Annotated in this window: 12 protein-coding genes and 1 tRNA gene; 6 read left to right on the forward strand and 7 right to left on the reverse strand. The window is 44.9% G+C overall.

Features of this window, described 5'->3' with window-relative positions:
* Positions 1 to 459 precede the first annotated feature (459 nt).
* On the reverse strand, positions 460 to 1,824 hold the full coding sequence (locus T497_RS0105320; RefSeq protein WP_028514727.1) for an MATE family efflux transporter: 1,365 nt from the start codon (positions 1,822 to 1,824) through the stop codon (positions 460 to 462).
* A 168-nt stretch (positions 1,825 to 1,992) separates the two neighbouring features.
* Here T497_RS0105320 and T497_RS15915 point away from each other — a divergent pair, with 168 nt between their 5' ends.
* Genes T497_RS15915 through T497_RS0105340 form a run of 4 tightly spaced genes read left to right on the forward strand, consistent with a single transcriptional unit; the run spans position 1,993 to position 5,853 of the window.
* Positions 1,993 to 2,760 carry a helix-turn-helix domain-containing protein gene (locus tag T497_RS15915; protein ID WP_051530539.1) on the forward strand — a complete coding sequence of 256 codons (768 nt, stop codon included), beginning with the start codon at positions 1,993 to 1,995 and terminating at the stop codon, positions 2,758 to 2,760.
* Entirely contained in the window at positions 2,761 to 3,468 is a 708-nt protein-coding gene (sfsA, locus tag T497_RS0105330; RefSeq protein WP_028514728.1) for a DNA/RNA nuclease SfsA, read from the forward strand.
* Entirely contained in the window at positions 3,465 to 4,889 is a 1,425-nt protein-coding gene (locus tag T497_RS0105335; protein ID WP_028514729.1) for a deoxyguanosinetriphosphate triphosphohydrolase, read from the forward strand. Before sfsA ends, T497_RS0105335 begins: the two co-directional genes overlap by 4 nt.
* Complete coding sequence (locus T497_RS0105340) at positions 4,882 to 5,853, forward strand: ion transporter (RefSeq protein ID WP_028514730.1); 972 nt, start codon at positions 4,882 to 4,884, stop codon at positions 5,851 to 5,853. The genes T497_RS0105335 and T497_RS0105340 overlap by 8 nt, the downstream gene beginning before the upstream one ends.
* Positions 5,854 to 6,139: 286 nt before the next feature.
* On the opposite strand, the gene T497_RS0105345 is transcribed toward T497_RS0105340, so the two are convergent.
* The 3 genes from T497_RS0105345 to T497_RS0105355 form a co-directional block, all read right to left on the reverse strand.
* A complete protein-coding gene (locus tag T497_RS0105345; protein ID WP_028514731.1) occupies positions 6,140 to 7,270 on the reverse strand; it encodes a hypothetical protein in 1,131 nt (376 codons plus the stop codon).
* Positions 7,263 to 7,817, reverse strand: coding sequence for an RNA polymerase sigma factor (locus T497_RS0105350; protein ID WP_028514732.1), 555 nt, complete (start codon positions 7,815 to 7,817; stop codon positions 7,263 to 7,265). Before T497_RS0105350 ends, T497_RS0105345 begins: the two co-directional genes overlap by 8 nt.
* A gap of 130 nt (positions 7,818 to 7,947) precedes the next feature.
* Positions 7,948 to 8,031 (reverse strand) — tRNA-Leu (locus T497_RS0105355).
* 306 nt (positions 8,032 to 8,337) lie between these two features.
* Here T497_RS0105355 and T497_RS0105360 point away from each other — a divergent pair.
* Entirely contained in the window at positions 8,338 to 8,889 is a 552-nt protein-coding gene (locus T497_RS0105360; protein WP_028514733.1) for an RNA polymerase sigma factor, read from the forward strand.
* On the forward strand, positions 8,879 to 10,540 hold the full coding sequence (locus T497_RS0105365) for a dockerin type I domain-containing protein (RefSeq protein ID WP_028514734.1): 1,662 nt from the start codon (positions 8,879 to 8,881) through the stop codon (positions 10,538 to 10,540). The genes T497_RS0105360 and T497_RS0105365 overlap by 11 nt, the downstream gene beginning before the upstream one ends.
* 44 nt (positions 10,541 to 10,584) lie before the next feature.
* Here T497_RS0105365 and T497_RS0105370 read toward each other — a convergent pair whose 3' ends face one another.
* From T497_RS0105370 to T497_RS0105380, 3 genes are read right to left on the reverse strand one after another with little or no spacing between them, the layout of a single operon-like run.
* Complete coding sequence (locus T497_RS0105370) at positions 10,585 to 12,585, reverse strand: dockerin type I repeat-containing protein (RefSeq protein ID WP_155266848.1); 2,001 nt, start codon at positions 12,583 to 12,585, stop codon at positions 10,585 to 10,587.
* Between the two features lie 24 nt (positions 12,586 to 12,609).
* A complete protein-coding gene (locus T497_RS0105375; RefSeq protein WP_028514736.1) occupies positions 12,610 to 13,506 on the reverse strand; it encodes a hypothetical protein in 897 nt (298 codons plus the stop codon).
* Positions 13,493 to 14,047, reverse strand: a complete 555-nt coding sequence (locus tag T497_RS0105380; RefSeq protein ID WP_028514737.1) for an RNA polymerase sigma factor — start codon at positions 14,045 to 14,047, stop codon at positions 13,493 to 13,495. The genes T497_RS0105375 and T497_RS0105380 overlap by 14 nt, the downstream gene beginning before the upstream one ends.
* Positions 14,048 to 14,077: the final 30 nt, after the last annotated feature.

The following is a 14,077-nucleotide window of genomic DNA, read 5'->3' on the forward strand; positions in this document are numbered from 1 at the left end:
AATATACAGCCCTACGTGAATAACCATAATACCCATGTAGAAATTTTATGCTTAATATTGAGAGAACCCCTTTTGAAAAAGGGGCTTCTCTCAAACTCTCTCCCTAAAACTTTCGTTTTGTTTTTTCACAGATAGGGCGCACCTGCATTTTTGCAGGTCTTTTTTTATTTAAGAAGCGCCCTATCTGCGAAAAAACCAGATAAAAGTCTTTGGAAAGGGGTATGGGGGTGACTCCCCGCAGTGCGGGGAGATGTCACGCAGTGACAGAGGGGCGCGCCTCCGTCAGAGGAACCTTTCTTCAGAAAGGTTTCCCCCATAATTAACTATAAGCTTCTATATAAGTACTATGGTTACGTAGGGCTGGTTTTATGCAAAAAAAGATGCTGTCTGCGGGGGGAATTGCAGACAGCGGAGGATAGAGGAATGGTGATATAGAACAGATCGCGTATCGATCTTGGATCAGGCTGCGTGACTGAGCTTCTCAGGCATAGCCCGCGGAGCTGCCATGTTTTTTTTGAGTGTGTGCTCAAAAGCGGTCATGTTGAGGAGAAGTGCTCCTATCCATGCCGAGGCTTCTGCATAAGCAGTAGCGCGGAATCCGATGACAGGTATGAACAGGGCGATAACGCCTATTCTCAGTGCCATTTCAGCGATTCCCGATATCATTGGTATCATAGGCTTTCCAAAGCCCTGATTGCCGTTGCGGAAGATGAAGAGGAAGTCAACTGCAAAGAGGAATATTCCGCATATTGGGAGATAAGTCTTTGCTATGGCTATGGGCTCTGAACCGCTTACCATTATCTTTGCAAGATATGTGGGCAGGAATACCATTACAGAGCCGAGTACCACATAGGCGATAGTAGCTATTGTAAGGCATACGTGAAGTCCCTCGCGGATACGGTCAAATCTGCGTGCGCCGTAGTTCTGGCTGCTGAATGCAGACATTGCAAAGCCTGCTGTGCAAGCCGGCTGCATAAAGAGGTTGATGAACTTGCTGCAAGCGGAATATGCAGTAGTATAGGCAACTCCCAGACCGTTTACGAAATACTGGATTACCATGCAGCCAACAGCTGTAATGGAGTTCATAAGCGCCATTGGCAGACCGTTGCTGAAAAGCTCGCCGTAGAGAGCTCCGTTGCCGCGGAAGTCCTCTTTTGTGATGTTGAGGACATCTATCTTGCGGATACGTCTGAAGCATATTGCCGCAGATACTATCTGTGAGAAGATAGTTGCTATTGCAGCTCCCTCAACGCCTGTTTTCAGCACGAATATGCAGAATGTATCGAGGAAGATGTTGACTATGGTCGATATGATTATAGCTACAAAGGGTGTTTTGCTGTCACCCAGTGCGCGGAGTATGCAGGAGCAGAGATTGTATGCGATAGTGGCGATAAGTCCGCCGAAGATGAAGTAGCCGTATACAAGACCGTCGTGCATTATAGCTTCGTCTGTGCGGAGCAGGTGGAGTACGGGCTTTAAAAAGGCTGTGCTCAGCGCTGTCAGTGCCGCTGCTATGATAAAGCAGAGTATTGCCGATGAAGCAACGGAGCGGCGGAGCTTTGAGTAGTCCTTTGCGCCGAAGCTCTGTGCGGTGATCACCGAGAAGCCGTTGGCAAGTCCCATTGAAAAGCCGAATATAAGAAATGTAAGTGAGGACATATTGCCTACCGCTGCAAGAGCGTTGTCGCCCAGTCCTTTGCCGACTATGGCTGTATCAGCGATATTGTACATCTGCTGAAGCATATTTGTCAGCAGCATGGGGAAGTAGAATTTGAGAATGAGGGAGCTTACTTTTCCCTGTGTGAGGTCGTTTGCCTTTGCCATATCCATACCCCCTTGAAGCTTTGGTCCTTTGTGTTGTTTTCTGACTCTATTATAATCAAAACTCTCAGTAAATTATATCAGAACTATTGCTTTTATATCAAAAATAGGATATAATAGAATCAAAGCAACATATGAAAATAATATCGCAATTTCTGAAGGGGGGAGTTTATGAAAACAGACCGTGACCTTAACTACAGGCTGTATATCCAGCGCAGCGACGGCTTTACGCGGAATCCGTTCCAGAATGAGCTGAGCTATTACAGAACTATACAGGCAGGGGATGTGGAGGGCGTAAAACGACGCTTTGAGACAGTACGGAAGAATTTTTTTGCAGGCAAGGGAATTCTTTCTGACGATCCTGTGCGAAATATAGTCTATCATTTTGTAACGGCAGTAGCACTTGTGTGCCGTTTTTGCGTTGAGGGAGGACTGCCCCATGATACGGCTTATACTCTCAGCGATATTTATATACAGCGAGCCGATAAGCTCAAAGACGTGGAAAAGGTGATAGACCTCTTTCTCGAAATGCAGCTGGATTTTGCGGAACGAATGAGAGTCCTCAAAAAGGAAAACGTCATATCTATCCATGTGCGCAGATGTATCGACTACATATATGAGCACTTGCATGAGGAGCTGACGCTGAGTGTCCTTGCGGAATATGTAGGCTTGAATCAGTCGTACCTTTCCAAACTCTTTTCAAAGGAAACAGGAATGAGTGTGAAGTCCTTTGTCACTAAGGCGAAGATTTCAACAGCGGAGAACCTGCTGAAAAATTCGGATTTCACCTGCCTTGATATATCACTTGCACTTGGTTTTTCCTCCCAGAGCGCCTTTATCAGCGTTTTCAGAAAGGTCAACGGCATGACTCCGAAGAAGTACAGGGAAATGCACTATATGGACGTCATCGAAGCCGACAAAAAGGAGCAGAAGCGCTGAATGAAGTACAAAAATATTAAGGCGGCGGAGTTCATATCCCGTCCCAACAGATTTATTGCTAAGGTGCGTATAGACGGAAACGAGGAGACTGTTCACGTTAAGAATACGGGCAGATGCAGAGAGCTCCTTACAGAGGGCTGTACCGTTTATCTTGAAGAGTCGGACAATCCAAACCGTAAGACAAGATACGACCTTGTTGCTGTGGAAAAGCTGAGAAGCGGCAAGTCGCCACTGCTGGTGAATATGGACTCCCAGATACCCAATGCCGCAGCTGAGGAATGGCTGAGAAAAGGGGAGCTCTTTTCAAAGCAGGCTGAGATTCGCCGCGAGTTTACATACGGGGAGTCTCGTTTCGATTTCCGCATAGAGGACGGGGGAAAGGTCTCGTTCCTTGAAGTCAAGGGAGTTACCCTTGAAAACGACGGTACAGCAAGCTTTCCCGACGCTCCCACTGAGCGCGGTGTGAAGCATATCCACGAGCTTATCCGCGCACATAAAGAGGGCTTCGGCGCATATATCCTATTTGTGGTACAGATGAAAGAGATTCGGGAGCTTCGCCCCAATGACGCTACACACAGAGCATTCGGCGACGCTCTGAGGCTTGCAGAGCGTGAGGGCGTTAAGATACTTGCATACGACTGTATAGTTACTCCCGACAGCATGACTATAGATAAACCAATTCCCATAAGAACGGAGCTGAATATATGAACTGGAAAGAACTGCTTTGCGAAAAAAGACGCAGGAGCTACTCGACATCGGCTGTCAGCGCCGATCCGAGAAACGAATTTCAGAAAGACTACCACAGAATTATCGGCAGCGCTTCATTCCGACGTTTGCAGGACAAGACGCAGGTATTCCCACTTGACAGGGGAGACTTCGTCCGTACTCGTCTCACTCATTCGCTGGAGGTCTCATCATTTGCAAAATCCCTTGGACAGATGATATTCCGTAATATACTGCAATACAAAAAGGACAGCGAGCTTCAGGAGTCCGATATTGAGAAGATATGCAGTATTCTCGAATGTGCAGGACTTGTACACGATATCGGAAATCCTCCCTTCGGTCATTTCGGCGAGGACTACGTCCGTGACTGGTTCAGGAGAAATCTCCCGAAAATGGAGTTTGACGGCAAGAAGCTTGACGAGCTACTCACGCCGCAGATGATGGGAGACCTGTGCAATTTCGAGGGCAATGCGCAGGCGCTGAGACTGCTGACAAAGCTGCATTTTCTCGTTGACGGCAACGGCATGAACCTGACCTATCCGCTGCTCAATACTATTATAAAGTACCCCGTGCCGTCCACAGGGATAAACAAGAAAAGCGGCAATATCAAGGACAAGAAAATGGGCTATTACTACGCAGACAGGGAGATATTCGAGGATATCGTGAGCTCCACGGGAGCAGTGGACTGCCGTCACCCTTTGGCGTTTATCCTTGAAGCCGCCGACGATATCGCATACAAGACTGCCGATACCGAGGACGCTGTGAAAAAGGGCTTTATCAGCTATTCCCAGCTTCTTTATGAGCTGAAAAATACCTATATGGACAAGTGTGCCGACGAGGGCGAGCACGAGGAGTACCGCAGAGCTGTTGAAAAGCTTGAATCCTACTATGCACAGGCGTTGGAGAACGGTTTGTCATCTCCCGAGCAGAATGCAGTCCAGCGCTGGATAATCTATGTGCAGGGCGTTCTGCTGAGATGTGCCGCTTACGGCTTCACCAGCAACTACAGCGCTATCATGGAGGGAACTTTCCCCAAGGAGATAATCGCAGTCTCTTACGGAAGCACTCTTGCCTATGCGCTGGGCGATATGGCTTACCGCTTCGTGTTTAAATCTAAGGAGATATACAAGCTTGAAGTGGCGGCAGGGGAGATATACGAATTTCTCCTTGACAAGTTCACCCGTGCGGCTGTGCTTTACGATACGGAGCTTGAAAGCTCTGCCATTGAACAGCGCGTCATGCGGCTCATATCCGAGAACTATATCCGCGCCTACAAGGTCAGCGCCGAGGGAAAGTCCGAGGCTGAGAAGCTCTATCTCCGCCTTATGCTTGTGACAGACTACATCTGCGGCATGACCGACGGCTACGCGAGAAAACTTTACAGGGAGCTGAGCGGAATTGAGTGACAAGACAAGAAAAAGCGCAAAGAAGCGCATTTTTGACATTATCCAGATAGGCAACAGAAACGACCTGCCCAGCCTGCTGTTCGATTACTTCATAGTGGCGGTCATATTGCTGAACATCACCATAGTCTTTCTCGGTACATTTGACGAGCTTTCGGGCTATTCCACGCTGTTTCGAGCCGTTGAGACCGTTACCGTGGGAGTTTTCTGTATCGAGTATATCCTGCGTATCTGGACTGCCGACCTGCTCTATCCCAAGAAAAGTCCAATGGGTGCAAGGCTGTGTTTTCTACGCTCCTTTGACGGTATCGTTGACCTGCTGACCATACTGCCGTTTTTCTTCCTCAGCGGATTTATCGTGTTCCGTATGCTGAGAGTTGTGCGGATACTTCATCTGTTCAGAGTAAACGCCCATTACGACTCGTTCCACGTCATAACCACGGTTCTTGTGGAGAAAAAGAACCAGATAATATCATCGGTATTTATAATAATCGTGCTTATGCTGGCTTCGTCGCTGGGTATCTACAGCGCCGAGCATGATGCTCAGCCGGGAGTGTTCAAAAACGCCTTTTCGGGTATATGGTGGAGCGTTTCCACGCTTCTCACCGTGGGCTACGGAGATATCTATCCCGTGACAGCCATAGGCAAGATAATGGCTATCCTCAGCGCCTTTCTCGGCGTGGGAGCAGTTGCTGTCCCTACAGGTATCATCAGTGCAGGTTTCGTTGAGCAGTACACCAAGAAGCAGTACTCCGACGTGCGTTTCAGCGACATTGACGAAGTCGGGGAGGTCCTTGTTGATAAGGAAAGTGCATTCAGGGGACTGACAGTTGTGGAGGCTGACGAGAGGTTCAACGTCCGTATCCTTGTGATCCTCCGCGGAGAGCTGACCATAATGCCTGTGGACGACTTACGTATCAAGCAAAATGATATACTTATTGTGCGCAGTGATAAGATAGTTAAGTGAATTTTTTACATAAATATAAAATAAGGTGCAATATTTGTTAAGAATCTCCAAATAATGCTTCCCCTTATTGACATTAGTGAATATAAATGTTATAATATACTTGCGAAAATAATTGGGTTATTATTTGAGCGTGACCAAAGTCGGCTATCTGCACAACAGCTGTACGGAGGTAATTTCTTTGTAATGGACAAATCAGAGGAGCTGTATTCATAGGCGAATACAGCTTTTGTCCTTTTATGGCGGATAATAAAAGTAAAAGGTCTCCCGAGGGAGACCTTTCGTGTTTTTATGAACCGCAGAACAGCTCGTAGAGTCTGTCGGGCATTGGAGCATCACCACAGTCAGTTCCGTCTGTTCCATACCTCATTACCCATTTATGTTCAAAGTTAAGTGCGTATACTCTGTTGTTATCATTGCTATCTATGAGATAAGTATTTGGTGCTTCATATTCGGTTACCGCAAATTCAGCTGCGGTGATTTGTCTGTATTGGATGCTTCTGAGTATCTCAAACATTTCTGGACACTGGTACGAACGCCATGTTACATTTGAAGCTTTGGTACATGGCAGATGTATTACCCAAGGCTCTGTTGTATCGGGAGTTTCTTCTTCCTGATAGTACCTTGTAGGCTGCATATTGATAGAGTTGATATTTTCAGTCAACCAGTTAATTATATCGTCTGGCAGAACAGCTTCTGCATCAATACCGTTTTTCCATATATATTTGCCATGTAAATTGATCCAGTATATCTGTCCGTCATCAGTTGTCAGCTTATACTCGGGAAGTCCGTCACAGGTAATGGGAATATAGTTAAGGTTTGCAAGTCTTGCAAATATTTCGGACTTTGATGTGTTTGTTTTTGTTTCGGCAACAGTTGTGACAGTGCTCGTTGACGCTTTTTTAGTCGTAATCTTAGTTGTTGTCTGAGGAAAGGTGCCTTTTTCTGAAACTGTTGACTTCTTTTCATCGGTAGCGGATTGGGAGTCCACAACAGCAGGCTTTTTCTCCTCATTTGCATTAGTTGTGGGAGCTGTATTTGTGCTTTCCTTTGTTTCTTTCTCTTTATCCTTTTCTTTCTTGGTTGCAGCTTCGGTGCTTTCCGTCTGCTTATCTTCGGCTGCCGTGGTACTTTCCGTAGCAGGAGGTATCACTACCTCAGACGGCTCGATATGCCTTGTGGGACGGTGCTTGTGTAGCAGAGCTCCTATACCGCCGAAGCCTGCTATAAGTATGAATGCCGAGGCGAGAGCGGCTATGCGCTGCCACCTTATACCGCTGCGGACTTCAACTCCTGATACAGTAATAGCAGACTCATCTTCTGTGGAGCGTTTTGTCGATGTTTCGGAGCTTATCTCGGCTTCTCTGATAAGGTCGTCGTCGATGAGGTCAATGGCTTCAAATAATTTCATTTTATTCATGCTCGAAACCCTCTTTCTTCAAAAATTCCTTTAGCTTCTTTCTTGTCCGAAAAAGATATGTGGCAACTGTTTTCTCGTTCATGCTGAAATACTCGGCTATCTTTGAAAGGCTGTCGCCGTACCAGTAGCGCCGCACGAAAATTTTGCGGTGACGCTCGTCCTGAGTTCGCAGGAAGCGGCTTATGACCTCCGCCAGTTTCTTTGCGGACATATCGTCCTGCTGTTTGTCGGGGATACACTCGGCAAGCTCGTCCAGCGATACGCTCAGCTGTGAGCTGCGCTTGGCTGCGGTGTTGTATTTCAGGCGGTCTATAGCCTTGTTCTTGACTATTCGGCACAGATATGTTTTCAGGTCGTCAGGCTCGTCGGGCGGTACCCTGTTCCATATGTCATAATAGGCGGTGTTTATGCACTCCTCTATGTCCTCGCGCTGGGAAAGGATATTGCCTGCGATATGACAGCATAATCTGTCGTATTTCAGCTTTAGCTCGGTAATTGCCTGTTCATCTCTGTTTCGGAAAAGTTCGATTATACTTTTATCATTCATGTGTGCTCCTCCTTTCGGGAGGTTGAGGTCCCTCTTGCTTATATAGTCGATTTTGGCAGGGAGATATTTCACTTTTGGGCAAAAAAATCCGCGCTCCACCAAAAAGTGAAGCGCGAACCCTCATTATAAGTGCGGATAACAGGACTTGAACCTGCATGAACTTGCGTTCATATGGACCTGAACCATACGCGTCTGCCAATTCCGCCATATCCGCATATGTCTGAAATTTTTCACACGGCACAGACTTACCGAGGCGGACTGTAAAACCAGTAGCTCCGCAGTACCATAATATTTTATCACAAAACGGAGAGCTTGTCAAGCTTTTTTAGAAAAATATTTTGTGATTGTTTTAGAAACTTATAAATACTTGGTTTATTACTGTAAAAAGTTATTGAAATGACTATAAAACCGTGATAAAATGGTTAAAAATAAAAAATATCTTCGATGACTTAGAGTTTTGATGAAAAAAAGGTACTAATAAGTGAAGGGATAAATAATATCCCTGAGAGGAGGAACCCACATGGATAACGGTGCCCGTAGCTACCGCCGTTTTCTTGCGGGCGACAGAGAAGGACTGCGCGAGATAATATGTGAATATCGTGTGGGCTTGATGTTGTATTTGAACAGCTTTGTACAAAATATCCATACAGCCGAAGACCTGACGGAGGAGACTTTTACGGTCATTGCAATAAAAAAGCCGAAATTTTCGGAAAAGTCGTCCTTTAAAACGTGGCTCTATGCAATTGGCAGGAATACTTCCGTTACATATCTTCGCAAAAATACAAAACTTGATGTCGTACCGTTGGAATCACAGGAATATTTTGCTGACGAAAAGAATATTGAAGATGAATACCTGAAAAGCGAGCAAAAGCAGGTCTTGCACAAGGCTATGCATGATCTTAAACTGGAGTACAGACAGGTGCTGTATCTGACGTTTTTTGAGGGATTTAGCAATGAAGAAGCTGCTTCAATTATGAAAAAGTCAAGACGGCAGATAGAAAATCTGCTCTATAACGCCAAGGCTTCATTAAAGACTGAGCTTGAAAGGAGGGGCTTTGCATATGAAGAATAATGACGAGATGTATCAAAGCGTCCTCGCAAAATTAGACGCTCATTTAGAGCGGCAAGAGCGTAAAAAGCTTTATCTGAAACGCATTGCTCCTGTAGCTTTGAGCTTATGCTTTGGCATTGCGGTATGCTTTGCATCAGTAAAAAACAAAAAGCCTGTAGATTTTCCGAATAACGATAATGTTATCGTAAGTGCAACGACATCTGCAAGCGTAATGACTCTGGCGAAGACCTCCACAGAGACGGCAGTGACCGCAGTATCATCGACTGCGGCTGAAAAGTCGGCGACCACCGCAAAGACTCAGACCACCACAGCCGTCAAAACAAACCCAAACCGCACAGCAAAGGCAACAGGGCAGGCAGGAACAACAGTCAAGCCGCCTATCACTACTGCGGCTGTGACGACAACAACCATTTATGAAGAAGTAGAAGGGAGTGTTACTATGAAAAAAATGATAGCTTTTTTATCTGCTATGGGAATAGCAGCTACAGCAAACCCGACAGGCGTATATGCTGCAAACGAGACCAGATTGGAACACATATTTAGGGAGATGTATTATTATAGTCTCTGGAAGGTCAACCATTGGTATTATGATGTTAATGATGACGGCGAGTTTGATGTAAAGGACATTTTTGAAATTGAGCTTTATGCTGAACACGATGAGGAGTGCAGAGAAAAATACGGTTGGTTTGCGAAGGATTTCAAAAATTATAAAGAAATTTTTGAGCTTTACGACGAAGAAGCGTTAATGAACATATACGCTGGTCTTGATCTTAATCCAGATGAGCGTGAAAATAGGCGTGAAAAGAAAGTTGAAGACAAAAGCCAGCTTGTGAGACATCTCGATGTTGAAATTGACGCAAAAAACGTAGCAAGGTATTATCTCTATCTGAACGGCGAATATCCCACAAATGATGAAATAAGAGAAATATTGAGAGACTACGACTTTTTGACCGTTGAAGGTCCTGATCATGTTGAAAGGTTCATCGAGTTTATGGAAGAACTCAGAAACGAAACTATAGATGAAGCTTATACAGAGGAACAGCTTGAAGTATTCAGACATCTTGACAGCGATGATGTTGAAAAAGATTTGAACGGCGACGGAGAGTTCAATTTTTATGACAGCTACGATCTTTTGTATTACATTGCTTACGCACAAGATGTAGCTAAGGGTGTAAAGTCTGAGGACATATTGCCGGCTGAGGTAAGCGAAAGAATAAAGCAGTATGGTGATATTGACCTTAACGGAAAAATTGATGAAGATGATTTGCTGAATCTTATGCTTTATCTTGATAAGATAGGTGTTAGACCGCTTAGTTATTTCCGTTACTGTGCTGAAGAAAGACTAATGAGAGTTAACAGTCCAAATGTTGATGGCATGATAAAGAAATACATTACAGGTGAAAACGCACTCGGCGACGTTGACAATAGCGGCAAAGTAAATGCCATAGACGCTTCTTTGGTTCTGGAGCATTATTCAAAAGTTTCTACAGGTCAGAGCACAAGCCTTGACGAGACACAGAAAAAGTCAGCCGACGTCAACAAAGACGGCAGCATAAACGCCGTTGACGCGTCACAGATACTTTCCTACTATGCCTACACAGCAACAGCAAATGGTGATGTTATGACACTGGAAGAATATTTACAGCATTAAAAAACAGCCGTGCATTAAGCACGGCTGTTTCCTTGCCATTTTATTTACAGCTCTAAGGATATTATGGTATCCATTATCTCGTTGATATCGGTGTCCTTATCGAATATGGCGCGATAGCCAAGTCCGCCCATATCGGTCGGATAATAGCCGATATATATCTTTCCGTCTGTGCCTGAATCCTGTTCTTCAACAAATATCCTGCCCTTGTATTCATACTGTTTTACACCGTTATCAGCTATTTTTCCTGCCGATCTGTCCTGATCTGCGATATAGACGAGTCCATTCTCAAATTCGTATGTCAGGTCAAGGCAGAAAGCCTCCTTGGAGTCGGTTTTTTCGTTTTGACTGACTATTCCGACTTTATAGCCGAGGAAATCGCTTCTTGTGCACTCCTCTATAGGATAGCCGAAGCGTTCTTTTGCTTCGTCATAGCTTACGCTTAAATTTGTATGAACTGCATTTGGAACGGCAGGCTTTGCAGAAGAAACTGCGCCTGTTTTTTCGCTTTCGTCAGCTGTTATGCCATATTTCTCAATTATTTTGCGGCGCATTATGCAGAAATCAAAGGAATCCAGCACTCCGTCCTCACAGAAGTCGGCAGCCTCCCAGTTTGCGAGGGGAGTATCGGAAATACCGTAAAGCCACTTTTTAAATGTGACAACATCGGCAATAGTGAATTTGCCGTCGCCGTTTACATCGCCTTTTACCTGTACTGCGGGAGCAACTCTACAACCAAGATAATCGTAATGTAAGCTGACAAAGTATGGACTGAGCTGAACATAATTCAGTGCAGCAGCCAGAAGCTTTTCAGTATCGGAGCTGTTTGCAGCCTTAGCGTTTATATTACACGAGCAGTATTTGCCATTATTATCACCGATGCCTATGCGAACAGGTGTGTTTTGTTTGAACTCAAACAACTCTTTAGGAAGCCCCAGTGCCGAAGCAAATCTGTCGTCCTCCCAGCATACCTTATAGCTGTCAGCAATTTCGGGATTTGATACGGGGAACGGATTGGGTTTAAGAATCACCCATATTGCTTCATGCCCCACTTCATCATTGATATTTTCCTCTGTCCACAGCCTGTAGTACATTGAATCGGTCAAGCCCTTTTCCTCGAACATAGCCTTTACCTCGTCCTCGGTGAGCTTGCTGAATTCTTCAAAGCTGATCCCGACAACGGATTCGTTCTGCTTTGAAAAGCTGCCCGAAACACCTGTTTTTACAAGGTCGGGATCGATCTTTCTGTCTTTGATGTATGCCGCAAGCTTCTCGGGAATATCGGTCTTTTCCGCAGTGTACTCCACGTACAGAGCATTGCTGCCAAGACCGTCAAGAAGCTCAAATTCGGGAACTATCCCTGCATTCAGTTTATTCTCGGAGATATACCAGTTGATAAGCCTTTTTATAACGTCTATATCTTCAATAAGACCGTCCTTTTCATGATCTTCCTTTACAAAATTGACCAATTGCGGATCGAATCCTTTTTTTTCGACCTGATTTATGATGTCAAGGGGGATATTCTCGTTTTTGCGATAATACCCTATGAATATTATACCGTTAGGCGTAGACTCTTTATCGTATATCCATGCATCGATATTATTATCATTTATATAATTTGTGAGCATGAAACGCAGTGCAGCTTCCTGTGTGCTGTCACTGGAGGGAAGTTCATCAAAATAAGTGCCTGTAAGCTGTTCCTCCTCTTCGTCAATAACATACATTATCAGTTCTTCGTTGATAGCATTTGCCTTTACATATTCTTTCACAGCTTCAATAACAGCTGGTTCAACGCTGTGTACCTCAATTGTTTTATGATCCGAATTCAAAGCTGTATAGGCGTTTATATTTCTTGTATTTGTCTCACTGTCCCAAAGAAAAGCATTTATTGCCTTATCAGTGCTTATAGTATCATCGGAGAGTATAAGCGACGAATCATAAACATTGTCTCTGTTTTCGCCGTCAGCCATAACAGGCATTACAGCCGATGAAGCCGCTGTCATTACTGCCGCCATTAAAGCAGCTAAACATTTTTTGGTTTTTCTCATAAAAGTCACCCTTTCATAATAAAATCAGGTTTCAAGAGGCGGAATAATCTTCATTAAACTGTACAAATCAGTTTTATCTGTGTGATACAGATAATATTCATCATGTCCGTCGAATTTGATCGCCACAATATCATCATCACTGAATCCGTTTATATAATACGCCTCTGCTTTGCAGCGCTTTACCTCTCCGTCAACATAATACTGACTTTTCATATCTGCGCTGCTGATATGTTTTCCTATCAGCTCGGGGGATATTGGATATCCGCTGCGGTATATCGGAGTCAGTTCAGCTACATAGCCCTCCAGAAAGGCATTATAATACTGCCTGTGAACAGGCATATCATACCACGGATTATGGGCACTGCCTGTCGTTGTCCCACATCCGGGCGGCTGAGTTGATTTTGCAGGCGGATTGCCCGTCATTTCGGTATCAGTCGTAGTAGTTGTTACCGTCTGCGTTAGAGTCGTTGTTGATGTTGCGCGGACTGTAGTTGACGATGTGGTATCAGTGGCTGGTTTCGATGTTGTCGGCGGAGGAGCAGTTTCGGTTTTTGCAGCTGTTGTCACCATATTTGTGGTCACATATGCTTTTGTAGAAGACGCAGCCGCTGTTGTCGTTGTATTTGCGTCTGTTTTTGCTGTCACAGCTGATGCTGTCACAGCAGTTGTCATTGCTTTTTGCGTAGTCTGTGCAGTTGAAGCTATTGCTGTAGTTTCACTCTCAACGACAGTGCTTGGAGTCGGCAGCATATCAGGTCTCCTGTAGTTATTCCACAATCCAAAACCTATGATAAAAGCTCCTATAACTCCCGCAAAAGCAGGAACTGCTCTTTTTGCGATATATATTTTTCTCTTTCTTTTCTTCTCGTGTTCATCGCGGACTTCAAGCACGTATTTTGCCATTTCATCATATGTTTTCATAGCTGAAGCCCCCCTTTTCGAGTTCTGTTCTAAGCGCCTTCCTTGCATTGTACAGGAGATTCTCTGTCTGTTTCCTTGATTTTCCCATTATCCTTGCAGTTTCATCGTTGCTGAAGCCCTCAAAATAAGTCAGGTAAAGCACCTGCTGATATTCCTCCTTGAGACTTTGCATTGTGTGACGAAGATTTATTTTCTGTTCGCTTACCAGATAAGATCTTTCAAGATCGGCTTCATCAGCAATGGGAGCCTGATCGTCCAGTGAGACGTTCCTGTTTCGCTTGTCACGCCTGCGGTGATCAGCCGCGATGTTTCTTCCTATTGTATAAAGCCATGTCTTGAATGAGCTTTTTCCGCTGAACTTGGGTTTCTTTACTGCAAGTCTGATAAATGTGTCCTGTACACAGTCTTCTGCATCGCTGATATTATGGGTATAGCTTTGCAGATACAGCATAAGTCCGTCTCTGAACTCATGCACCAGCTCAACCATACCGCTGTCATCGCCTGCAAGGAAACGGCGGTAGCTACTTTCACCGTTGCCCATTATTCAGACTCCTTTCGCACATGATCCTGT

Source organism: Ruminococcus flavefaciens MA2007 (assembly GCF_000621845.1).
GTDB classification, from domain to species: Bacteria; Bacillota; Clostridia; order Oscillospirales; family Ruminococcaceae; genus Ruminococcus; species Ruminococcus flavefaciens_E.